This window comes from Streptomyces sp. NBC_01723 (assembly GCF_036246005.1).
GTDB lineage: Bacteria > Actinomycetota > Actinomycetes > Streptomycetales > Streptomycetaceae > Streptomyces.
In genome coordinates, this window is sequence record NZ_CP109171.1 from 4,735,368 (window position 1) to 4,757,825 (window position 22,458).

A 22,458-nucleotide genomic window follows, 5' to 3' on the forward strand; every position below is an offset into this window, starting at 1 on the left:
CGAACGTCGGGCGTGTCGCTCTTTATTGACGCCGTAACGGACATTGCGGACGGCCCATATCAGGGCTGTGATCACGGTCTTTGATCATTACGCCCGAATTGCCCCGCACCTACCACTGGTTGGTTCAGTTGGCCAAGCCCGGTTCTCATGGGCCTCTCATGAATGTGGCACAGGTCACGGAACGGTTACCCCGGCGCCTGCGTCTCGGCGCGCCCGAGTGCTCGTGAACGCGTGCACGTGTCCACATCGCACCCCGCCCCTCCCTCCGACGTGTGAACGCGTCCTATATCAAGCCACTTCGTCCAGCGCCAATTTGCATGCAAGGGAAGCATCTTGATATGGAGACGCCCCTCGGTGACCCGCCCTGGCCAGCGACGACGATCGAAAATGTCACCTCTGGTGATCAGCTGAACGCTTCTTGTGTGAAGATCACCGCTCATCCGACTTCATGATCGTTCGTCAGGTGGTGGAGATCACAAAGCTTGTGCAATACCCCGTGTCGCAGATCACAGAGCGGCGGGCATAGGATGCGAGGCAGTTGGGCTTGTGACCTGCTTCACATGTTCGCGATCTTCGCCGGGACGAGCGGGGCTCGTGGGGCTGTTGGGGCGGCTGTGAGTCCAGTGCAACCGCCAGCAGTCAGTGCCGACTGAGAGGAGCGAGGAGCGGTGAACGCGTATGCGCCCATCCTCGTACTGGGAGCCCTCGGGGCAGGCTTTGCGATCTTCTCCGTGGTCATGGCCACGCTGATCGGTCCGAAGCGGTACAACCGGGCGAAGCTCGAGGCCTACGAGTGCGGCATCGAGCCGACCCCCACGCCGGCCGGCGGCGGGCGCTTCCCCATCAAGTACTACCTGACGGCGATGCTCTTCATCATCTTCGATATCGAGATCGTCTTCCTCTACCCCTGGGCCGTCACCTTCGACGCCCTGGGGATTTTCGGGCTCGTGGAGATGCTGCTCTTCGTGCTCACCGTCTTCGTCGCGTACGCGTACGTATGGCGGCGCGGCGGCCTGGAATGGGACTGAGGGGCCTTTGACATGGGACTCGAAGAAAAACTGCCGAGCGGTTTCCTGCTGACCACCGTCGAGCAGGCCGCGGGCTGGGTGCGCAAGTCGTCCGTCTTCCCCGCCACGTTCGGCCTCGCCTGCTGTGCCATCGAGATGATGACCACCGGCGCCGGCCGCTACGACCTGGCGCGCTTCGGCATGGAGGTCTTCCGCGGCTCGCCGCGGCAGGCGGACCTGATGATCGTCGCGGGCCGGGTCAGCCAGAAGATGGCGCCGGTGCTGCGGCAGGTCTACGACCAGATGCCGAACCCGAAATGGGTGATCTCCATGGGGGTCTGCGCCTCCTCGGGCGGCATGTTCAACAACTACGCCATCGTCCAGGGCGTCGACCACATCGTCCCGGTCGACATCTATCTCCCCGGCTGCCCCCCGCGGCCCGAGATGCTGATGGACGCCATCCTCAAGCTCCACCAGAAGATCCAGAGCTCCAAGCTCGGGGTCAACGCGGAGGAAGCGGCCCGCGAGGCGGAGGAAGCGGCGCTCAAGGCCCTGCCCACGATCGAGATGAAGGGGCTGCTGCGGTGAGCGACGCCAACAACACCCCGGGTGACGCGAACGGGGTGAACCCCGAGAAGGACCTCTCCGCGGAGAACCTGCCGGGCCAGCGCGGCCAGGGCGGCGAGGAGATCCGCGTCCAGCGCGGCATGTTCGGCGCCAACAACGGCGGCGACACCTCCGGCTACGGCGGCCTGGTCCGCTCCGTCCGCCTCCCCGGACCGGCGAGCAGGCCCTACGGCGGCTGGTTCGACGAGGTCGCCGACGAACTCGAGGGCGCGCTGGAGGAGCAGGGACTCCTGCCCGACAACGCCATCGGGAAGACGGTCGTCGACCGCGACGAGCTGACCTTCCACATCGAGCGCGAGCACCTGGTCCGCGTCGCCCGCACCCTGCGCGACGACCCGGCCCTGCGCTTCGAGCTGTGCACCGGCGTCAGCGGCGTGCACTACCCGCACGACAAGGGCCGCGAGCTGCACGCCGTCTACCACCTGCGCTCGATCACCCACAACCGGCTGATCCGCCTCGAAGTCAGCGCCCCCGACGCCGACCCGCACATTCCGTCACTGGTCTCCGTCTACCCGACGAACGACTGGCACGAGCGGGAGACCTACGACTTCTTCGGCATCGTCTTCGACGATCACCCGGCCCTGACGCGGATCATGATGCCGGACGACTGGCAGGGCTTTCCGCAGCGCAAGGACTATCCCCTCGGCGGCATCCCCGTCGAGTACAAGGGCGCCCAGATCCCGGCTCCGGACCAGCGGAGGTCGTACTCGTGAGCACTTCACACGCCTCCCCCAGGGAGACCACAGAGGGCACCGTCTACACGGTCACCGGCGGTGACTGGGACGAGGTCGTCGAGACCGCGGCCCGCACCGACGACGAGCGCATCATCGTCAACATGGGCCCCCAGCACCCGTCCACCCACGGAGTGCTCCGGCTCATCCTGGAGATCGACGGCGAGACGGTCACCGAGGCCCGCTGCGGCATCGGCTACCTGCACACCGGCATCGAGAAGAACCTCGAGTACCGGACCTGGACGCAGGGCACCACGTTCGTGACGCGCATGGACTACCTGACGTCGTTCTTCAACGAGACGGCGTACTGCCTCGGCGTCGAGAAGCTCCTCGGCATCGAGGACCAGATCCCCGACCGGGCCACGATCATCCGGGTCCTCCTGATGGAGCTGAACCGGCTCTCCTCACACCTGGTGTGCATCGCCACCGGCGGCATGGAACTCGGCGCCACCACGATCATGATCTACGGCTTCCGTGATCGTGAACTGATTCTCGACATCTACGAGCTGATCACCGGCCTCCGGATGAACCACGCGTACATCCGACCGGGCGGACTCGCCCAGGACCTGCCGCCCGGCGCGGTGGACCACATCCGCGAGTTCGTGAAGAAGATGAAGAAGAACCTCCCGGAGTACGACAAGCTCGCCACCGGGAACCCCATCTTCAAGGGCCGCATGCAGGACGTCGGCTACCTCGACCTGGCCGGCTGCATGGCCCTCGGCGCCACCGGCCCGGTCCTCAGGTCCACCGGCCTGCCGCACGACCTGCGCAAGACCCAGCCCTACTGCGGCTACGAGACGTACGACTTCGACGTGCCGACCGCCGACACCTGCGACGCCTACGGGCGCTTCCTGATCCGGCTGGAGGAGATGCGCCAGTCGCTCCGGATCGTCGAGCAGTGCCTGGACCGGCTCCAGCCCGGCCCCGTCATGGTCGGCGACAAGAAGATCGCCTGGCCGGCCCAGCTCGCCCTGGGACCGGACGGACTGGGTAACTCCCTCGACCACATCAAGAAGATCATGGGCACCTCCATGGAGGCCCTGATCCACCACTTCAAGCTGGTCACCGAGGGCTTCCGCGTGCCGCCGGGCCAGACCTACGCGGCGGTCGAGTCGCCCAAGGGCGAGCTCGGGGTGCACGTCGTCTCCGACGGCGGCACCCGCCCCTTCCGGGTCCACTTCCGCGACCCGTCCTTCACCAACCTTCAGGCCATGGCGGCGATGTGCGAGGGCGGCCAGGTCGCCGACGTCATCGTCGCCGTGGCGTCCCTCGACCCCGTGATGGGAGGCGTCGACCGGTGACCACCTCTTCTTCGGAGCGGGGCGTCAGCCTGGGCATGCCGGAACTGCCCGCGCCCGCCTACCCGGACGACGTCCGGTCCCGGCTGGAGACCGACGCGCGCGAGATCGTCGCCCGCTACCCGGACTCCCGGTCCGCCCTCCTGCCGCTGCTGCACCTCGTGCAGGCGGAGGAGGGGTACGTCACGCGCACCGGGATGCGGTTCTGCGCGGACGTGCTGGGCCTCACCACCGCCGAGGTCACCGCGGTCGCCACCTTCTACTCCATGTACCGGCGCCGGCCGAACGGCGACTACCAGGTCGGCGTCTGCACCAACACGCTGTGCGCGGTCATGGGCGGCGACGCCATCTTCGAGTCCCTCCAGGAACACCTGGGCGTCGGCAACGGCGAGACCACCGAGGACGGCAAGGTCACCCTGGAGCACATCGAGTGCAACGCGGCTTGCGACTTCGCACCGGTCGTGATGGTCAACTGGGAGTTCTTCGACGACCAGACCCCGGCGAGCGCCCGTGCCCTCGTCGACGACCTGCGCGCGGGGCGGCAGGTGACGCCCACGCGCGGCGCGCCGCTGTGCACCTTCAAGGAGACCGCCCGGATCCTGGCGGGCTTCCCCGACGAGCGGGACGGCGCCGTCGCGGCCGGCGGCAGCGCGGGCCCCGCCTCCCTGGCCGGCCTGAAGCTGGCCAAGGGCGAGACGTCCGCCGCGCGCGTGGTGCACCCGCGGGACGGCGGGCCGCACGACGCCGCGCCGGACCGGGACGTGCACGAGCCGTCACCGACGGAACACCTCAGCTCGCACGACGCGCCGCAGGACACCGCGGCGTCCGACCCGGCCAACCCGGCAGGGCCTACCGCCGAGGAGGGGGAGTGATGACCGTGGCAGCCGAGATCAAGGGCAGCAGCCCGGAGAAGCTGCTCGCACCCGTGCTGTCGGCCTTCTGGGACGAGGACGAGTCCTGGACTCTGGACGTCTACCGGAGGCACGAAGGGTACGAGGGGCTCCGCAAGGCCCTGGCGATGGCACCGGACGACCTGATCGCGTACGTCAAGGAGTCCGGCCTGCGTGGACGCGGCGGCGCCGGTTTCCCGACGGGGATGAAGTGGCAGTTCATCCCCCAGGGTGACGGCAAGCCTCACTATCTTGTTGTCAACGCCGACGAATCGGAGCCGGGGACCTGCAAGGACATCCCGCTCCTCTTCGCGAACCCGCACAGCCTCATCGAGGGCATGATCATCGCGTGCTACGCCATCAGGTCGTCGCACGCCTTCATCTACCTGCGTGGTGAAGTCGTCCCCGTACTGCGGCGGTTGCACGAGGCCGTGCGCGAGGCCTACGCGGCCGGCTTCCTCGGCGAGAACATCCTGGGCAGCGGACTCGACCTCGACATCACCGTGCACGCGGGCGCGGGCGCGTACATCTGCGGTGAGGAGACCGCACTGCTCGACTCGCTCGAAGGCCGCCGGGGTCAACCGCGGCTCCGTCCCCCCTTCCCCGCCGTCGCGGGCCTCTACGCGTGCCCGACTGTGGTGAACAACGTCGAGTCGATCGCTTCCGTTCCCGCGATCCTCAACAAGGGCAAGGAGTGGTTCAGGTCGATGGGCAGCGAGAAGTCCCCGGGCTTCACGCTGTACTCGCTCAGCGGCCACGTGGCGGGCCCCGGCCAGTACGAGGCCCCGCTCGGCATCACGCTGCGCCAGCTCCTCGACATGAGCGGCGGCATGCGGCCCGGCCACCGGCTGAAGTTCTGGACACCGGGCGGCTCCTCGACGCCGATGTTCACCGACGAGCACCTCGACGTCCCCCTCGACTACGAGGGAGTGGGCGCCGCGGGTTCCATGCTCGGCACCAAGGCGCTCCAGTGCTTCGACGAGACGACCTGCGTCGTGCGCGCCGTCACCCGCTGGACCGAGTTCTACGCCCACGAGTCCTGCGGCAAGTGCACCCCCTGCCGTGAGGGCACGTACTGGCTCGTGCAGTTGCTGCGCGACATCGAGGCCGGCAAGGGCGTGATGTCCGACCTCGACAAGCTGAACGACATCGCCGACAACATCAACGGCAAGTCGTTCTGCGCCCTCGGCGACGGCGCCGCCTCGCCGATCTTCTCCTCGCTCAAGTACTTCCGCGAGGAGTACGAGCAGCACATCACGGGCCGCGGCTGCCCCTTCGACCCGGCCAAGTCGACGGCCTGGGCCGACCACCGTACGGAGGTGAACGCATGACTGTGACCACCAGCGCTCCCTCCGGCGGAGGAGAGGCTGCGGTCCCGCCCGAGGACCTCGTGTCGCTCACGATCGACGGCGCCGAGATCAGCGTGCCCAAGGGCACCCTGGTCATCCGGGCCGCCGAACAGCTCGGCATCGAGATCCCGCGCTTCTGCGACCACCCCCTCCTCGACCCGGCCGGCGCCTGCCGGCAGTGCATCGTCGAGGTCGAGGGCCAGCGCAAGCCCATGGCGTCCTGCACCATCACCTGCACCGACGGCATGGTGGTCAAGACGCAGCTCACCTCGCCCGTCGCCGAGAAGGCCCAGCACGGGGTGATGGAGCTGCTGCTCATCAACCACCCGCTGGACTGCCCGGTCTGCGACAAGGGCGGCGAGTGCCCGCTGCAGAACCAGGCGATGTCGCACGGCCAGTCCGAGTCCCGCTTCGAGGGCAAGAAGCGGACGTACGAGAAGCCCGTGCCCATCTCCACGCAGGTGCTGCTCGACCGGGAGCGCTGCGTGCTCTGCGCCCGCTGCACCCGGTTCTCCAACCAGATCGCCGGCGACCCGATGATCGAGCTGATCGAGCGGGGCGCGCTCCAGCAGGTCGGTACCGGCGAGGGCGACCCCTTCGAGTCGTACTTCTCCGGCAACACCATCCAGATCTGCCCGGTCGGCGCGCTCACCTCGGCGGCCTACCGGTTCCGCTCCCGCCCCTTCGACCTGATCTCCTCGCCGTCGGTCTGCGAGCACTGCTCCGGCGGCTGCGCGACCCGCACCGACCACCGGCGCGGCAAGGTCATGCGGCGCCTCGCGGCCAACGAGCCCGAGGTCAACGAGGAGTGGATCTGCGACAAGGGGCGCTTCGGGTTCCGGTACGCGCAGCAGCGGGACCGGCTGACCACGCCCCTGGTGCGCAACGCGGAGGGCGACCTGGAGCCGGCCTCGTGGCCGGAGGCCCTGCAGATCGCCGCGCAGGGACTGCTCGCCTCCAGGGGCCGCACCGGTGTGCTGACCGGTGGCCGGCTCACCGTCGAGGACGCGTACACGTACAGCAAGTTCGCGCGCGTGGCGCTCGACACCAACGACATCGACTTCCGCGCGCGCGTGCACAGCGCCGAGGAGACCGACTTCCTGGCCGCCCGGATCGCCGGACGCGGTCGCGACCTGGACGGTACGGGCGTCACCTACACCTCGCTGGAGAAGGCGCCCGCCGTCCTGCTGGTCGGGTTCGAGGCCGAGGAGGAGGCGCCCGGCGTCTTCCTGCGGCTGCGCAAGGCCTGGCGGGGGCACGGGCAGAAGGTCTTCTCGCTGGCCACGCACGCCACCCGGGGCCTGGAGAAGGCCGGTGGCACGCTGCTGCCCGCCGCTCCCGGCACCGAGACCGAGTGGCTGGACGCCCTTGCGAGCGGCGTCGGACTGGAGGACGGCGGCAGCCAGGCGGCCGAGGCGCTGCGCGCCGAGGGCTCCGTGATCGTCGTCGGCGAACGGCTGGCCTCCGTGGCCGGGGGTCTGACCTCCGCCGTACGGACCGCCGCCGCGACCGGCGCCCGGCTGGTGTGGATCCCGCGCCGGGCCGGGGAGCGCGGCGCGATCGAGGCGGGTGCGCTGCCGTCGCTGCTGCCCGGCGGCCGCCCGGCGACCGACCCGCGCGCGCGTGAGGAGGTCGCCGCGGTCTGGGGCCTGGCCGACCTCCCGCACCGCTTCGGCCGGGACACCGGCGAGATCGTCGAGGCCGCGGCCCGGGGCGAACTCCAGGCGCTGCTGGTGGCGGGCGTGGAGGTCGCCGACCTGCCCGACCCGGCACGCGCGCGTGCGGCGCTCGACGAGGCCGGTTTCGTGGTGTCGCTGGAGCTGCGGCCCAGTGAGGTCACCGAACGCGCCGACGTGGTCCTGCCCGTCGCCGCGGTCGCCGAGAAGCCGGGCACCTTCCTCAACTGGGAGGGCCGGGTGCGCTTCTTCGAGGCCGCGCTCAAGCCCGACCAGATGACCCGCCGCCTCGCGCCCAGCGACGGCCGCGTCCTGCAGATGCTGGCCGACGCCATGGACGTCCACCTCGGCCTGCCGGATCTGCGCACCACACGCGCGGAGATCGACCGGCTCGGCGCCTGGGACGGGCCGCGGGCCGGCGAGCCGCTGCAGACCGCGAGCGCGCTGCCGCGACCGGCCGCCGGTGAGGCCGTCCTGGCCGGGCACCGGCTGCTGCTCGACCAGGGCCTGCTCCAGGTGGGCGACGAGGCGCTGGCCGGCACCCGGCACGCCGCACACGCGCGCGTGTCGGCCGCCACGGCCGCGGAGGCCGGCGTCAAGGACGGCGACCTGCTGGCCGTGACCGGACCCGCCGGGGCCGTCGCCCTCCCGCTCCAGGTCACCGAGATGCCCGACCGGGTGGTCTGGCTCCCGCTGAACTCGGCCGGCACGGGCGTCGCCTCCGACGCCGGGGTGCTGCCCGGGTCCCTCGTCCGCATCGGTCCGGCGACGTCCGCCGGCGAGGCCCCCAAGGAGGTGGAGGCATGAGCCCGTACCTCGCCGCTGAAGACCTCTCGATGTTCGGCACCGACCCCTGGTGGCTGGTCGTCATCAAGGCGGTGTTCTGCTTCGCCTTCCTGATGGTGACCGTGCTGTTCTCCATCGTGTGGGAGCGCAAGGTCGTCGCCTGGATGCAGCTGCGCATCGGACCGAACCGGCACGGCCCCTGGGGCATGCTCCAGTCGCTCGCCGACGGCATCAAGCTGATGCTCAAGGAAGACCTGATCGTCAAGCGCGCCGACAAGGCGGTGTACGTCCTCGCGCCGATCGTCGCGGCCATCCCGGCCTTCATGGCGATCGCCGTGATCCCCTTCGGCCCGGCCGGCAACGAGGTCTCGATCTTCGGCCACCGCACCGCGATGCAGCTCACCGACCTGCCGATCGCCATGCTGTTCATCCTGGCGGTCGCCTCGGTCGGCATCTACGGCATCGTGCTGGCGGGCTGGAGCTCGGGATCGACGTACCCGCTCCTCGGCGGGCTGCGGTCCTGCGCGCAGATGATCTCCTACGAGATCGCGATGGGCGCCGCGTTCGCCTCGGTCTTCCTCTACTCCGGCTCGATGTCCACGTCGGAGATCGTCGCGCAGCAGGGCGACCGCTGGTACATCGTGCTGCTGCCGGTCTCCTTCATCCTCTACGTCGTCACGATGATCGGCGAGACCAACCGCGCCCCCTTCGACATGCCGGAGTCCGAGGGCGACCTGGTGGGCGGCTTCAACACCGAGTACTCGTCGATCAAGTTCGCGATGTTCATGCTCGCCGAGTACGTGAACATGGTGACCGTCTCGGCGGTCGCCACCACGCTGTTCCTGGGCGGCTGGCGGGCCCCGTGGCCGGTCAGCACCTTCTGGGAGGGCGCCAACCACGGCTGGTGGCCGCTGCTCTGGTTCGTCGTCAAGGTCCAGTTGCTGCTGTTCTTCTTCATCTGGCTGCGCGGCACGCTCCCGCGCGTCCGCTACGACCAGTTGATGAAGCTCGGCTGGAAGGTCCTCATCCCGGTCTCCCTGGTCTGGCTCATGCTGGTCGCGACCGTGCGGGCCCTGCGCAACGAGAACTACGACTTCACCGACATCGCCCTCTACGTCGGCGGCGGCGTCCTGGCCCTGCTGCTGTTGTCCTTCGCCGTGGACATCTTCCGCGACAAGGGCAAGCGGGCCGAGGAGCCCGCCGAGGAGCCCGCCGCCTTCGACCCGATGGCCGGCGGATTCCCCGTACCGCCGATGCCCGGACAGGAGTTGCCGCCGGTGCCACGACGCCGCCCGCGCCGAGAGCGGGAGCTGATTGTCAGTGGCGGGCCCGATACTCAGAGTGACGGACCTGCGGGCGGATCTACGGATGGAAAGGAGGCGTCCGATGGCTGAGGAACCCAAGGAGACCAACCCCGGTTTCCAGAACCCCGTGGCCGGCTTCGGCGTGACCTTCAAGGCCATGTTCAAGAAGCGGCTGACCGAGCAGTACCCGGAGCAGCAGAAGACCACCGCTCCGCGCTTCCACGGACGGCACCAGCTCAACCGCCATCCGGACGGCCTGGAGAAGTGCGTCGGGTGCGAACTGTGCGCCTGGGCCTGCCCCGCGGACGCCATCTACGTGGAGGGCGCGGACAACACCGACGAGGAGCGCTACTCGCCGGGCGAGCGGTACGGCCGCGTCTACCAGATCAACTACGCCCGCTGCATCCTGTGCGGCCTGTGCATCGAGGCGTGCCCCACGCGCGCGCTGACGATGACCAACGAGTTCGAACTGGCCGACTCCAGCCGCGCCAACCTCATCTTCACCAAGGACCAGCTGCTGGCCGGCCTGGAGGAGGGCATGGTCGACTCGCCCCACGCCATCTACCCGGGCACGGACGAGCAGGACTACTACCGGGGCCTGGTGACCGAGGCGGCCCCAGGCACCGAGCAGCAGGTCGCGCACTCCGAGGGCGAGGTCGTCCAGGAGGGCGACTCGACCTTCGGCGGGACCGAACCGGCGTCGGAGAAGGTGATCCGCCGATGAGCGCGCAGCTCGCCGCCGCGGCGACCCTCTCCGCCGGCACCTCCACCGGAGAGGCCGTCCAGTTCTGGATCCTCGGCACGGTCGCGGTGATCGGCGCCCTGTGCACCGTCTTCATGCGGAAGGCCGTGCACAGCGCGCTCTGCCTCGCCGGAACCATGATCGTCCTGGCGGTGTTCTACCTCGCCAACGGCGCCTACTTCCTCGGCATCGTGCAGATCGTCGTCTACACCGGCGCGGTCATGATGCTGTTCCTGTTCGTGGTGATGCTCGTCGGCGTCACCGCGGCGGACTCCCTGAAGGAGACCATCAAGGGCCAGCGCTGGCTGGCCCTGGTGTCCGGGCTCGGCTTCGGCATCCTGCTGATCGCCGGCATCGGCAACGCCTCGCTGCAGGAGACCACCGGCCTCGCCCAGGCGAACGCGAACGGAAACGTGGAGGGCATCGCGTCCCTCATCTTCACCAAGTACGTCTTCGCCTTCGAGATCACCGGCGCACTGCTCATCACGGCCGCCGTCGGCGCCATGGTGCTCACCCACCGCGAGCGCACCGAACGCGCGGCGACCCAGCGCGAGCTGGCCGAGCGCCGCGTCCGCGAGGGCAAGCACCTGCCACCGCTCCCGGCACCCGGCGTGTACGCCCGGCACAACGCGGTCGACATCGCGGGCCTCCTGCCCGACGGCACCCCGTCCGAGCTGACCGTCAGCAAGACGCTGCGCGAGCGGGGCCAGATCCGCGACGTGTCGACCCAGGCGCTGGGCGACCTGAAGGCCCTGGAGCAACGGGCCGAGGAGCGCCTGGAGCGTGGCGCGGCCGGGCCGGACAACTCCAAGCGGTCCGAGGAGGCGTCGAAGTGAACCCCGTCAACTACCTGTACCTCGCGGCCCTGTTGTTCACGATCGGCGCCACCGGCGTCCTGATCCGGCGCAACGCGATCGTGGTCTTCATGTGCATCGAGCTGATGCTCAACGCCTGCAACCTCGCGTTCGTCGCCTTCTCCCGCATGCACGGCAACCTCGACGGCCAGATCATCGCCTTCTTCACGATGGTCGTCGCCGCCGCGGAGGTCGTCGTCGGGCTCGCGATCATCGTGTCCCTGTTCCGTTCCCGCCACTCGGCCTCGGTCGACGGCGCCAGCCTGATGAAGCTGTGAGGGGTCGCTGAATCGTGGAGAATTTGATTGCGCTGCTTGTCGCGGCGCCCTTGCTCGGAGCTGCGGTTCTGCTGTGCGGCGGACGCCGGCTCGACGCCGTCGGCCACTGGATCGGCACGCTGCTGGCGGCCGCGTCCTTCGTGATCGGCGTCGTCCTCTTCGCCGACATGCTCGGCAGCGGCGCCGAGGACCGCACCCTGACACAGCACCTGTTCAGCTGGATCCCGGTGGAGGGCTTCCAGGCCGACGTCGCCTTCCGGCTCGACCAGCTGTCGATGACGTTCGTCCTGCTGATCACCGGCGTCGGCTCACTGATCCACCTGTACTCCGTCTCCTACATGGAGCACGACGAGCGCCGCCGCCGCTTCTTCGGCTACCTCAACCTGTTCCTCGCGGCGATGCTGCTGCTCGTCCTCGCCGACAACTACCTGCTGCTGTACGTCGGCTGGGAGGGCGTCGGACTCGCCTCCTACCTGCTGATCGGCTTCTGGCAGCACAAGCCCAGTGCCGCCACCGCCGCGAAGAAGGCCTTCCTGGTCAACCGCGTCGGCGACATGGGCCTGTCCATCGCGATCATGCTGATGTTCCTGTGGTTCGGCACCTTCGCCTTCGGGCCGGTGCTCGGCGGCGAGGGGGAGGCCGGGCTCGCGGGCTCGGCCGGCGAGGGCAAGCTCACCGCGATCGCCCTGATGCTGCTGCTCGCCGCCTGCGGCAAGTCCGCCCAGGTACCGCTCCAGTCCTGGCTCGGGGACGCGATGGAGGGCCCGACCCCGGTCTCGGCCCTCATCCACGCCGCGACCATGGTGACCGCGGGCGTCTACCTGATCGTCCGCTCCGGCGCGATCTTCAACGGCGCGCCCGACGCCCAGCTGGTGGTCGCCATCGTGGGCGCGGTCACGCTGCTCTTCGGTGCGATCGTCGGTTGTGCCAAGGACGACATCAAGAAGGCGCTGGCCGGTTCGACCATGTCGCAGATCGGCTACATGGTGCTGGCCGCCGGACTCGGCCCCATCGGCTACGTCTTCGCGATCATGCACCTGGTGACGCACGGCTTCTTCAAGGCCGGGCTGTTCCTCGGCGCGGGTTCCGTCATGCACGGCATGAACGACGAGGTCGACATGCGCCGCTACGGCGGACTGCGCAAGTACATGCCGGTCACCTTCGTCACCTTCGGCCTCGGCTATCTGGCGATCATCGGCTTCCCGGGACTGTCCGGCTTCTTCTCCAAGGACAAGATCATCGAGTCGGCGTTCGCCAAGGGCGGCACCGAGGGCTGGATCCTCGGCGGCGTCGCCCTGCTCGGCGCGGCCATCACGGCGTACTACATGACGCGCGTGATGCTGATGACGTTCTTCGGCGAGGAGCGCTGGCGCAAGGCGCCGACGCCGTCGCCCGCCGCCTCCGACGTGGAGCCGGCGGCCGAGACCCGCGGCGAGTACACGCCTCCGCACCCGCACGAGTCGCCGAAGCTCATGACGATCCCGATGATCGTGCTGGCCGTCGGCTCGGTGTTCGGCGGCGCGTTCTTCAGCATCGGTGACCGGTTCGTGCACTGGCTGGAGCCCATCACCGGGCACGACCACGGACACGCGCCGATCAGCGCCCTGACGGTCACCGTCTCCACGGTCGCCGTGATGGTGATCGGTGTCGCGGTCGCCTGGGCGCAGTACGGGCGCCGTCCCGTCCCGGCCGTCGCCCCGCGCGGGTCGCTGCTCACCCGGGCCGCCCGGCGCGACCTGCTCCAGGACGACTTCAACCACGTCGTCCTGGTCCGCGGCGGCGAGCACCTCACGCGCTCCCTGGTGTACGTCGACCACACCCTGGTCGACGGGGTCGTCAACGGCACGGCGGCCTCGGTCGGCGGCCTGTCCGGGCGGATGCGCAAGCTGCAGAACGGGTTCGCGCGCAGTTACGCGGTCTCGATGTTCGGCGGTGCGGCGGTCCTCGTCGCCGCGACCCTGCTGATGAGGGCGGTCTGATACCGATGTCCTTTCCCCTGCTGACAGTCACGGCGGCCCTCCCGGCCGTCGGGGCGATCGCCACGGCCGCCGTGCCGGCCGCGAAACGCACGGCGGCCAAGTGGCTGGCGCTGCTGGTCTCGCTGGGCACGCTCGCGCTGGCGATCGCGGTCCTGGTCCGCTTCGACCCCGGCGGCGACCGCTACCAGCTCACCGAGTCGCACTCCTGGATCGCGGACTTCGGCGTCCGGTACGAACTGGGCGTGGACGGCATCGCGGTGGCGCTGATCGCGCTGACCGCGCTGCTGATCCCGTTCATCATCCTCGCGGGCTGGCACGACGCCGACCCGCTGGAGACCGGCAGCAGCCGGTGGCGGCCGACGCAGGGCTTCTTCGCCCTGATCCTGGCCGTCGAGGCGATGGTGATCATCTCGTTCGAGGCCACCGACGTCTTCCTCTTCTACATCTTCTTCGAAGCCATGCTCATCCCGATGTACTTCCTCATCGGCGGCTTCGGGGACCGGGCCCACGAGCACGGCGAGAAGACGGCGGCGACGCAGCGGTCGTACGCCGCGGTGAAGTTCCTCCTCTACAACCTGGCCGGCGGTCTGATCATGCTGGCCGCGGTGATCGGGCTCTACGTGGTCGCCGGGAACTTCTCGCTGACGGAGATCGCCCAGGCGCGGGCCAGCGGCGAGCTGGACATGGCGACCAGCACTGAGCGCTGGCTCTTCCTCGGCTTCTTCTTCGCCTTCGCGGTGAAGGCGCCGCTGTGGCCGCTGCACACCTGGCTGCCCAACGCCATGCAGGAGTCGACGGCCCCGGTGGCGGTGCTCATCACGGCGGTCGTCGACAAGGTCGGCACCTTCGCGATGCTCCGCTTCTGCCTCCAGCTCTTCCCGGAGGCGAGCAAGTGGGCGACGCCGGTCATCCTGGTCCTGGCGGTCGTCAGCATCATCTACGGCGCGCTGCTCGCGGTCGGCCAGCGCGACATCAAGCGGCTGATCGCGTACGCGTCGATCTCGCACTTCGGCTTCATCATCATGGGCATCTTCGCGATGACCAGCCAGGGCCAGTCCGGCGCGACGCTGTACATGGTCAACCACGGCATCTCGACCGCGGTGCTGATGCTGATCGCCGGCTTCCTGATCTCCCGGCGCGGCTCGCGGCTCATCGCCGACTACGGCGGGGTGCAGAAGGTGGCGCCGGTACTCGCCGGCACCTTCCTGATCGGCGGCCTCGCGACCCTCTCCCTGCCGGGCCTCGCGCCCTTCATCAGTGAGTTCCTGGTCCTGGTCGGCACGTTCACGCGCTATCCCGTGATCGGCATCATCGCCACCTTCGGCATCGTCCTCGCCGCGCTCTACACCCTGGTCCTCTACCAGCGGACGATGACGGGCCCGGTGAAGCCGGAGGTCTCCGCGATGCCCGACCTGCGGGTACGTGAGCTGGTCGTGGTGGCGCCGCTGGTCGCGCTGCTGATCTTCCTGGGCGTCTTCCCGAAGCCCGTCACGGACATCGTCAACCCCGCGGTGGAGCAGACCATGTCCGACGTACACAAGAAGGACCCCCAGCCTGAGGTGGAGGCGGCCAAGTGAGCGCAACAGCCGTCCACAGCCTGTGGACAACGGCGGCGGCGGCCGACCCGATCGCCAAGATCGACGCGCCGAAGATCGAGTACGGGCAGCTCGCGCCCACCCTCATCATCGTCGGCGCGGCGATCATCGGAATCCTGGTCGAGGCCTTCGTGCCGCGCAGGGCCCGCTACTACGTGCAGATGTTCGTGTCGGCCGTCGCGCTGGTCGCCGCCTTCGCCGCGGTCGTCGCGCTCGCGGCGGGCGGATACGGCACGACCAAGGCGGGCATCGCGGCGATGGGCGCCATCGCCGTCGACGGACCGGCCCTCTTCCTGCAGGGCACGATCCTGCTGGTGGCGCTGGTCGGCCTGTTCACCTTCGCCGAGCGGCGGCTCGACCCGGAGACGCACGGCAACCGCGTCGACTCCTTCGCCGCGCAGGCCGCGGCCGTACCGGGCAGCGAGAGCGAGCAGAAGGCGGTCAAGGCGGGCTTCACCACCACGGAGGTGTTCCCGCTCCTGCTCTTCGCGGTCGCCGGCATGCTGGTCTTCCCGGCCGCCAACGACCTGCTGACGCTCTTCGTCGCCCTGGAGGTCTTCTCCCTCCCGCTGTACCTGCTCTGCGCGCTGGCCCGCCGCAAGCGGCTCATGTCGCAGGAGGCGGCGGTCAAGTACTTCCTCCTCGGCGCCTTCGCCTCCGCGTTCACCCTCTTCGGCATCGCCCTGCTCTACGGCTACGCGGGCTCCATGTCGTACGGCACGATCGCCCAGGTCGTCGACGGCACCGTGCAGAACGTCACCCCGGCACTCGCCGACACCATGGGCAACGACGCGCTGCTCCTCGTCGGCTCCGCGCTGATCGTCATGGGCCTGCTGTTCAAGGTGGGCGCGGTGCCGTTCCACATGTGGACGCCGGACGTGTACCAGGGCGCGCCGACGCCGGTGACCGGCTTCATGGCGTCGGCGACCAAGGTGGCCGCCTTCGGCGCGCTGCTGCGCATCCTCTACGTCGTCCTGCCCGGCCTGCGCTGGGACTGGCGGCCGGTGATGTGGGCCGTGGCGATCGTCACCATGCTGGGCGGCGCGATCGTCGCGATCACGCAGACCGACATCAAGCGGCTGCTGGCGTACTCGTCGATCGCGCACGCGGGCTTCATCCTCGCCGGTGTCATCGCGACCACGCCGGACGGCATCTCGTCCGTCCTCTTCTACCTGGCCGCGTACTCCTTCGTCACGATCGGCGCCTTCGCCGTGGTGACGCTGGTGCGCGACGCGGGCGGCGAGGCGACGCACCTGTCCAAGTGGGCCGGGCTCGGCCGCAGGTCACCGCTGGTGGCGGCGGTGTTCGCGATCTTCCTGCTGGCCTTCGCGGGCATCCCGCTGACCTCCGGGTTCGCCGGCAAGTTCGCCGTGTTCAAGGCGGCGGCGGAGGGTGGCGCGGCCCCGCTGGTGGTCATCGGCGTGATCTCGTCGGCGATCGCGGCGTTCTTCTACATCCGCGTGATCGTCCTGATGTTCTTCAGCGAGCCGCGGCCCGAGGGGCCGACGGTGGCGGTCCCGTCACCGCTGACGATGACGGCGATCGGCGTCGGAGTCGCGGTCACGGTGGTACTCGGCGTGGCACCGCAGTACTTCCTGGACCTTGCCGGCCAGGCGGGGGTGTTCGTGCGCTGACGCGGCGCCTGCCGTGCTTGAGACGGCGGCCCGGCACCCCCTCGGGGGTGCCGGGCCGCCGTCGTGTGTGCGGGGGCTACTCGCCGCCGCGGCGTGCCTTGATGGCGGTGAGGTCCAGGTCCATCGGGAACGGGGCGCTCAGCTTCATGCGCTCACGGAAGATGCCCACACTGGTGTAGGCGCCGGTCGCGGGCTCCAGCTCGAAGGCGTGGACGACGGCGAGCCCCTTCTCGTTCTCCACCCGCCAGTAGTGGGCGATGCCGGCGCGGGCGTACTTGAGGGGCTTGGTCTCGCGGTCGCGGGAGACGGATTCGGCGGAGACGACCTCGATGGCCAGGGTGACGGCCTCGGCGGGGTAGCGGGTCTGTTGCGGGTCGTCGACCACGTCGCCGCGCACGACGATGACGTCCGGTTCGGGCCGGTTCTGCCGGTCGATGTCGATGGTGAACTCTCGAATGACCTCGAACTCCGCCGGGGCGAGGGACTGAAGCTGCCAGTTGAAAAAGTCGACAGCGCGTGAGTGGAAAAGGGTCTGCGGACTCACGAAGACGAGGCTCCCGTCGATCAGCTCCGTGTGCGGAGGCAGGTTCGGAAGCCGGTCCAGGTCGTCGGCGGTCCAGCCGCCCTCCGGCGGGACCGGCCAGTCGGGCGTGGACGCCTTCGGTGCGACGCTCATCAGTGCTCCCATGGGACGGAGTCTCGCGGGTGCAATCAGACTATCCGCCGGAATCGGGCGCGTCTCCTGCGAACGTGTGAACGGTCATCGTGTCCTTGACGCGGGCGGCAACAGGCACCCTGTGGATAACTTCGGGCCTGTCGGCGCCGCCCCCTATCGTTGAGGCAGTGGTCGGGGCAGGGCGGACCAGACAGACCAGACGGGCGAGGCAGGACGTACGGGGGACGGGACGATGGGCGGGACGGGTGTGATCGGCGAGATGGCAGAGGCGGCAGAGGCGAGGCGCGTGGCCGACGGGGGCAGCGAGGCGCTGGCCACGTTGCACCGGGTCTTCGGGTACGAGGCCTTTCGCGGCGAGCAGGAAGAGGTCGTCGACCACGTGGTCGCGGGCGGCGACGCCGTCGTGCTCATGCCGACCGGCGCCGGAAAGTCGCTGTGCTATCAGATTCCGGCCCTGGTCAGGCCCGGCACCGGCGTCGTGGTCTCGCCGCTCATCGCGCTGATGCAGGACCAGGTGGACGCGCTGCGGGCGCTCGGCGTGCGGGCCGGCTTCATGAACTCCACGCAGGACTTCGACGAGCGGCGCATGGTGGAGGCCGAGTTCCTCGCCGGCGAGCTGGACCTGATCTACCTGGCGCCCGAGCGGCTGCGTCTGGAGGGCACCCTCGACCTGCTCTCCCGCGGCAAGATCTCGCTCTTCGCCATCGACGAGGCCCACTGTGTCTCGCAGTGGGGCCACGACTTCCGGCCCGACTACCTCGCCCTGTCGCTGCTCGGCGAGCGCTGGCCTGACGTCCCCCGCCTCGCGCTCACGGCGACGGCCACGCACGCGACCCACCGCGAGCTGACCGAGCGGCTGAACATGCCGACGGCGCGGCACTTCGTGGCCAGCTTCGACCGGCCCAACATCCAGTACCGGATCGTGCCGAAGACGGACCCCAAGAAGCAGTTGCTGAGCTTCCTGCGCGAGGAGCACGCGGGCGACGCGGGCATCGTGTACTGCCTCTCGCGCAACTCCGTCGAGAAGACCGCCGAGTTCCTGTCCCGCAACGGCGTGGAGGCGGTGCCGTACCACGCGGGCCTGGACGCGGGCACCCGCGCGGCGCACCAGTCCCGGTTCCTGCGGGAGGAGGGCCTGGTGGTCGTGGCCACGATCGCCTTCGGCATGGGCATCGACAAGCCGGACGTGCGCTTCGTCGCCCACCTGGACCTGCCCAAGTCGGTCGAGGGCTACTACCAGGAGACCGGCCGCGCCGGCCGCGACGGACTGCCGTCGACCGCGTGGATGGCGTACGGACTCAACGACGTCATTCAGCAGCGCAAGCTGATCCAGTCCGGCGAGGGCGACGAGGCCTTCCGCCGTCGGGCCCAGTCCCACCTGGACTCCATGCTCGCGCTGTGCGAGACCGTCCGCTGCCGCCGCGGCCAGCTCCTCGCCTACTTCGGCCAGGACCCGGACGCGTCCGGCTGCGGCAACTGCGACACCTGCCTCACCCCTCCGGAGACCTGGGACGGCACGGTGGCGGCGCAGAAGGTGCTGTCCACGGTGGTGCGGCTGAAGCGGGAGCGCGGGCAGAAGTTCGGCGCCGGGCAGATCATCGACATCCTGCTGGGCAAGCGCACGGCCAAGGTGATCCAGTTCGACCACGACCAGCTCTCCGTGTTCGGCATCGGCGAGGATCTCGCGGAGAGCGAGTGGCGGGGCGTCGCCCGGCAGCTCCTCGCCCAGGGACTGCTCGCCGTGGAGGGGGAGTACGGCACGCTGGTGCTGACCGACGACAGCGGGGCGGTGCTGCGGCGGGAGCGCGAGGTGCCGCTGCGCAAGGAGCCCAAGAAGCCTGCGGCGGCACGCGGGACGGCCGCCCGCGGCGAGCGCAAGGCCAAGGCCGCCGCGGCCGAGCTGCCCGAGGAGCTTCAGCCGGCGTTCGAGGCGCTGCGCGCCTGGCGGGCCGAGCAGGCCCGCGAGCAGGGTGTCCCGGCCTACGTGATCTTCCACGACGCCACGCTCAGGGAGATCGCCACGGTATGGCCCACCACCGTCGGGCAGCTCGGCGGCATCAGTGGCGTCGGTGAGAAGAAGCTCGCGACCTACGGGGAGGGAGTGGTCGCCGTGCTCGCGGGACTCGCGGGGGCGGCGCAGGCGGCTCCCGCCGCCGGCGGCGACACCGGGCCCGGCCCGGACGAGTGGCCCGACACCGAGCCCGAGCCGGAGCCCGAGGACTGGATATAGAAGACTGGATCTGGCCATAGGGGACGCGGCCGGGCGCCGGACGTCCCGGCCGGTCCTCGGCGTCACAGGGCCCGGGCCGCGTACGCCCTGACGTCGGCGTCGCTGTCGCTGGTCGCCGTGGCGAGGGCCGACCTGGCGTCCGGCGTGCCGTCGGCGTGCCGGGTCAGGGCCAGGACCGCGGCCTTGCGCACGTCGGCGTTCGGATCGGCGAGGGCCTTGGCCAGGACGGGGACCGCCCCGCCCGGGACCGCCGCGGACAGAGCGCCGGCCGCTCCGGCCCGGACCTGCCAGGCGGGGTCGGACAGCGCGGCGACCGCCCGCTCCGCCAGCGGCACCGGGCAGCCCGTCCGGGCCAGGGCCGCGAAGGCCGCGCCGCGGACCAGGGCGTCGGGGTCCTCGGTGAGCCGGTCGAGCGCACCGCCGGCACCGGTGGGCGCCCGCAGCGTCCCCAGCGCCTTGGCGACGGTGACCCGGACCTCGCGGGACGGATCCTCCGCCGCCGGGGAGAGCGACCCCGCCGCGTCCAGGGACACCAGTCCGCGCACCGCCTCGATGCGCACCGAGGGGTCCGGGTCGCCGAGGTACGCGGTGAAGGTGCCGGTCTCGCCCAGCCGCAGAATGCGCAGCAGGTCGAGGGCGGTGGCGCGGACCACCGGGTCGACCTCGGCCAGCGCCCGCACCAGGGGTTCGCCCAGGGCCGGTTCGGGCGCCAGCGTGTCGGCCAGTTCGCGCAGCGAGGCCGCGGCCGCGGCGCGCACCTCGCCGTCCGCGTCGGACAGGGCGGCGGCCAGGACGGGACCGGTGCCGACGGGGGTGGTCTCGGTGAGCACGGTGACCGCCGTGCGCCGTACCGCGGGTTCGGGATCGGACAGGTAGGGCCGGAGGGCGGGCAGTTCGGGTTCGTCGTCGGCGAGGGCGAGCAGTTCGAGGAGGCGGGGGGAGGTCGTGGCGGTGGGCTCGGCGGAGCCGCCTCCGCGCTCGTCGCCGGGGCCCGTGGGTGGCGTCCCCGTGGCGCGGGGCGCCGCGTCGCGCGGGCCGGCCGTCGCCACCTGCTCCGGGTGCACCTCGCCGAGGTGCCGGGAGACACCGCCGACCGGCGTGAAGTCGTCGACCGGCACCAGATACGGAGCCACGGGACGGGCCGTGAACTCCATCGCACCGGAGGGGGACTTGTGCAGATCGAGATGGTGGAACCAGGCGTCGTCGTCGCGCTCCGGGATGTCCACGCGCTCGTGGTAGAGACCCCAGCGGGACTCGGTGCGGGCCAGCGAGGCCCGGGCGGCCATCTCCGCGCAGTCGCGGATGAAGGAGACCTCGGCGCAGCGCATCAGCTCGTGCGGGGTACGCGCGCCCATCGCCGCGATGTCCGCCCGCATCCGCTCGAAGGACTCCAGGGCGAGCGACAGCCGGGCGCCGGACTTCGGCGGGGCCACGTAGTCGTTGACGAAGCGGCGCAGCTTGTACTCGACCTGGGGCTGCGGCGGGCCGTCGGGGTTGCGCAGCGGGCGGTAGACCAGCTCGTGCGCCTCACGCAGCTGGTCGGACGGCAGTTCGCCCGAGTACGCCGTGTATCGCGACGCGTCCGCGCCCGCCAGGTCGCCGAAGACGAACGCGCCGATCATGTAGTTGTGCGGCACGCAGGCCAGGTCGCCGGCGGCGTAGAGGCGTGGGACCGTGGTGCGGGCGTGGTCGTCCACCCGTACCCCCGAGGCGGAGTGGCCGCCGCACAGGCCGATCTCGGAGATGTGCATCTCGACGTCGTGGGTGCGGTAGTCGTGCCCGCGGCCCGCGTGAAAGGTGCCGCGCGTCGGGCGTTCGGTCGAGTGCAGGATCGACTCCAGCGCGGAGACGGACTCCTCCGGGAGATGGCTGAGCTTCAGGTACACCGGCCCCCGGTCGCCGGCCACCTCCGCGGCGAACTCGGCCATCATCTGGCCCGACCAGTAGTCGGAGTCGACGAAGCGCTCGCCGTGCCGGTTGACCTGGTAGCCGCCGAAGGGGTTGGCGACGTAGGCGCAGGCTGGGCCGTTGTAGTCCTTGATCAGCGGGTTGATCTGGAAGCACTCGATGCCGGTCAGTTCGGCGCCCGCGTGGTAGGCCATGGCGTAGCCGTCACCGGCGTTGGTGGGGTTCTCGTAGGTGCCGTAGAGGTAGCCGGACGCGGGCAGGCCGAGCCGTCCTGCGGCTCCGGTCGCCAGGATCACGGCGCCCGCGCGGACGGTCACGAACGTGCCCGTGCGGGTGTTGAACCCGGCCGCGCCCACCGCCCGGCCCTCCGCCGTCAGGACCCGCACCGGCATCACGCGGTTCTCGATGCGGATCCGCTCGCGCATCTCGCGCCGCCGCAACTGCCGGTACAGGACCTTCTTGACGTCCTTGCCCTCGGGCATCGGCAGCACGTAGGAGCCGGACCGGTGCACTTGCCGGACCGCGTAGTCGCCGTGCTCGTCCTTCTCGAACTTCACCCCGTACGACTCCAGCCGCTGGACCATGGCGAAGCCGCGCGTGGCGGTCTGGCGGACGGTGGACTGGTCGACGATGCCGTCGTTGGCGCGGGTGATCTCGGCGACGTAGTCGTCGGGTTCGGCACGGCCGGGGACGACCGCGTTGTTGACGCCGTCCATCCCCATGGCGAGGGCGCCGGAGTGCCGGACGTGGGCCTTCTCCAGGAGCAGGACGTCCGCGCCGTGCTCGGCCGCGGTCAGCGCGGCCATCGTGCCGGCGGTACCGCCACCGATGACGAGGACGTCGCAGGTGAGTTCTTCGGCGTCGGTGAGCGCGGGGATCTCCACCAGAGGGCCT

Annotated in this window: 17 protein-coding genes; 15 read left to right on the top strand and 2 right to left on the bottom strand. The window is 70.2% G+C overall.

The annotated features are described in order from the left end of the window. Positions 1–668 precede the first annotated feature (668 nt). From OIE75_RS22005 to nuoN, 14 genes are read left to right on the top strand one after another with little or no spacing between them, the layout of a single operon-like run. Complete coding sequence (locus OIE75_RS22005; RefSeq protein ID WP_003974383.1) at positions 669–1,028, top strand: NADH-quinone oxidoreductase subunit A; 360 nt, start codon at positions 669–671, stop codon at positions 1,026–1,028. 12 nt (positions 1,029–1,040) lie between these two features. Then, complete coding sequence (locus OIE75_RS22010) at positions 1,041–1,595, top strand: NuoB/complex I 20 kDa subunit family protein (protein WP_018528252.1); 555 nt, start codon at positions 1,041–1,043, stop codon at positions 1,593–1,595. After that, positions 1,592–2,347: an NADH-quinone oxidoreductase subunit C gene (locus OIE75_RS22015; protein WP_329471912.1), complete on the top strand. Its 756-nt coding sequence runs from the start codon at positions 1,592–1,594 to the stop codon at positions 2,345–2,347. Before OIE75_RS22010 ends, OIE75_RS22015 begins: the two co-directional genes overlap by 4 nt. Beyond that, positions 2,344–3,666 (top strand): NADH-quinone oxidoreductase subunit D, encoded by a 1,323-nt coding sequence (locus tag OIE75_RS22020; RefSeq protein ID WP_307014444.1) that lies wholly within the window; start codon positions 2,344–2,346, stop codon positions 3,664–3,666. Before OIE75_RS22015 ends, OIE75_RS22020 begins: the two co-directional genes overlap by 4 nt. After that, complete coding sequence (nuoE, locus tag OIE75_RS22025; RefSeq protein WP_329471913.1) at positions 3,663–4,535, top strand: NADH-quinone oxidoreductase subunit NuoE; 873 nt, start codon at positions 3,663–3,665, stop codon at positions 4,533–4,535. The genes OIE75_RS22020 and nuoE overlap by 4 nt, the downstream gene beginning before the upstream one ends. Then, the gene (gene nuoF, locus OIE75_RS22030) at positions 4,532–5,884 is read left to right on the top strand and encodes an NADH-quinone oxidoreductase subunit NuoF (RefSeq protein WP_206328600.1); all 1,353 of its coding nucleotides are present in this window, start codon (positions 4,532–4,534) and stop codon (positions 5,882–5,884) included. The genes nuoE and nuoF overlap by 4 nt, the downstream gene beginning before the upstream one ends. Beyond that, complete coding sequence (locus OIE75_RS22035) at positions 5,881–8,385, top strand: NADH-quinone oxidoreductase subunit G (RefSeq protein ID WP_329471914.1); 2,505 nt, start codon at positions 5,881–5,883, stop codon at positions 8,383–8,385. The genes nuoF and OIE75_RS22035 overlap by 4 nt, the downstream gene beginning before the upstream one ends. Beyond that, positions 8,382–9,758 (top strand): NADH-quinone oxidoreductase subunit NuoH, encoded by a 1,377-nt coding sequence (nuoH, locus tag OIE75_RS22040; RefSeq protein WP_329471915.1) that lies wholly within the window; start codon positions 8,382–8,384, stop codon positions 9,756–9,758. The genes OIE75_RS22035 and nuoH overlap by 4 nt, the downstream gene beginning before the upstream one ends. Beyond that, positions 9,751–10,392 carry an NADH-quinone oxidoreductase subunit NuoI gene (gene nuoI, locus OIE75_RS22045; RefSeq protein ID WP_307014451.1) on the top strand — a complete coding sequence of 214 codons (642 nt, stop codon included), beginning with the start codon at positions 9,751–9,753 and terminating at the stop codon, positions 10,390–10,392. Before nuoH ends, nuoI begins: the two co-directional genes overlap by 8 nt. Beyond that, complete coding sequence (locus OIE75_RS22050; protein ID WP_307014452.1) at positions 10,389–11,246, top strand: NADH-quinone oxidoreductase subunit J; 858 nt, start codon at positions 10,389–10,391, stop codon at positions 11,244–11,246. The genes nuoI and OIE75_RS22050 overlap by 4 nt, the downstream gene beginning before the upstream one ends. Next, positions 11,243–11,542 carry an NADH-quinone oxidoreductase subunit NuoK gene (nuoK, locus tag OIE75_RS22055; RefSeq protein WP_329471916.1) on the top strand — a complete coding sequence of 100 codons (300 nt, stop codon included), beginning with the start codon at positions 11,243–11,245 and terminating at the stop codon, positions 11,540–11,542. The genes OIE75_RS22050 and nuoK overlap by 4 nt, the downstream gene beginning before the upstream one ends. A gap of 14 nt (positions 11,543–11,556) precedes the next feature. Continuing rightward, complete coding sequence (gene nuoL, locus OIE75_RS22060) at positions 11,557–13,521, top strand: NADH-quinone oxidoreductase subunit L (protein WP_329471917.1); 1,965 nt, start codon at positions 11,557–11,559, stop codon at positions 13,519–13,521. Positions 13,522–13,526: 5 nt separating this feature from the next. Then, positions 13,527–15,098 (top strand): NADH-quinone oxidoreductase subunit M, encoded by a 1,572-nt coding sequence (locus OIE75_RS22065; protein WP_122615678.1) that lies wholly within the window; start codon positions 13,527–13,529, stop codon positions 15,096–15,098. Then, complete coding sequence (gene nuoN, locus OIE75_RS22070; RefSeq protein WP_307014454.1) at positions 15,095–16,750, top strand: NADH-quinone oxidoreductase subunit NuoN; 1,656 nt, start codon at positions 15,095–15,097, stop codon at positions 16,748–16,750. The genes OIE75_RS22065 and nuoN overlap by 4 nt, the downstream gene beginning before the upstream one ends. A 76-nt stretch (positions 16,751–16,826) precedes the next feature. Here the strand turns inward: nuoN and OIE75_RS22075 are convergent, their stop codons facing one another. Continuing rightward, positions 16,827–17,426, bottom strand: coding sequence for a Uma2 family endonuclease (locus tag OIE75_RS22075; RefSeq protein WP_329471918.1), 600 nt, complete (start codon positions 17,424–17,426; stop codon positions 16,827–16,829). Between the two features lie 232 nt (positions 17,427–17,658). On the opposite strand from OIE75_RS22075, the gene recQ reads away from it, so the two are divergent. Beyond that, the gene (gene recQ, locus OIE75_RS22080) at positions 17,659–19,656 is read left to right on the top strand and encodes a DNA helicase RecQ (protein WP_443078382.1); all 1,998 of its coding nucleotides are present in this window, start codon (positions 17,659–17,661) and stop codon (positions 19,654–19,656) included. Between the two features lie 62 nt (positions 19,657–19,718). On the opposite strand, the gene OIE75_RS22085 is transcribed toward recQ, so the two are convergent. Continuing rightward, positions 19,719–22,448 carry a fumarate reductase/succinate dehydrogenase flavoprotein subunit gene (locus tag OIE75_RS22085; protein ID WP_443078383.1) on the bottom strand — a complete coding sequence of 910 codons (2,730 nt, stop codon included), beginning with the start codon at positions 22,446–22,448 and terminating at the stop codon, positions 19,719–19,721. Positions 22,449–22,458 lie beyond the last annotated feature (10 nt).

What these genes read in the sequence shown, in the direction of transcription:
- nuoI (WP_307014451.1), top strand. Translation starts at nt 9,751, where the DNA reads ATGGCTGAGGAACCCAAGGAGACCAACCCCGGTTTCCAGAACCCCGTG.
- recQ (WP_443078382.1), top strand. Translation starts at nt 17,659, where the DNA reads ATGGGCGGGACGGGTGTGATCGGCGAGATGGCAGAGGCGGCAGAGGCG.
- OIE75_RS22035 (WP_329471914.1), top strand. Translation starts at nt 5,881, where the DNA reads ATGACTGTGACCACCAGCGCTCCCTCCGGCGGAGGAGAGGCTGCGGTC.
- OIE75_RS22010 (WP_018528252.1), top strand. Translation starts at nt 1,041, where the DNA reads ATGGGACTCGAAGAAAAACTGCCGAGCGGTTTCCTGCTGACCACCGTC.
- nuoH (WP_329471915.1), top strand. Translation starts at nt 8,382, where the DNA reads ATGAGCCCGTACCTCGCCGCTGAAGACCTCTCGATGTTCGGCACCGAC.
- OIE75_RS22050 (WP_307014452.1), top strand. Translation starts at nt 10,389, where the DNA reads ATGAGCGCGCAGCTCGCCGCCGCGGCGACCCTCTCCGCCGGCACCTCC.
- OIE75_RS22075 (WP_329471918.1), bottom strand. Translation starts at nt 17,426, where the DNA reads ATGAGCGTCGCACCGAAGGCGTCCACGCCCGACTGGCCGGTCCCGCCG.
- OIE75_RS22065 (WP_122615678.1), top strand. Translation starts at nt 13,527, where the DNA reads ATGTCCTTTCCCCTGCTGACAGTCACGGCGGCCCTCCCGGCCGTCGGG.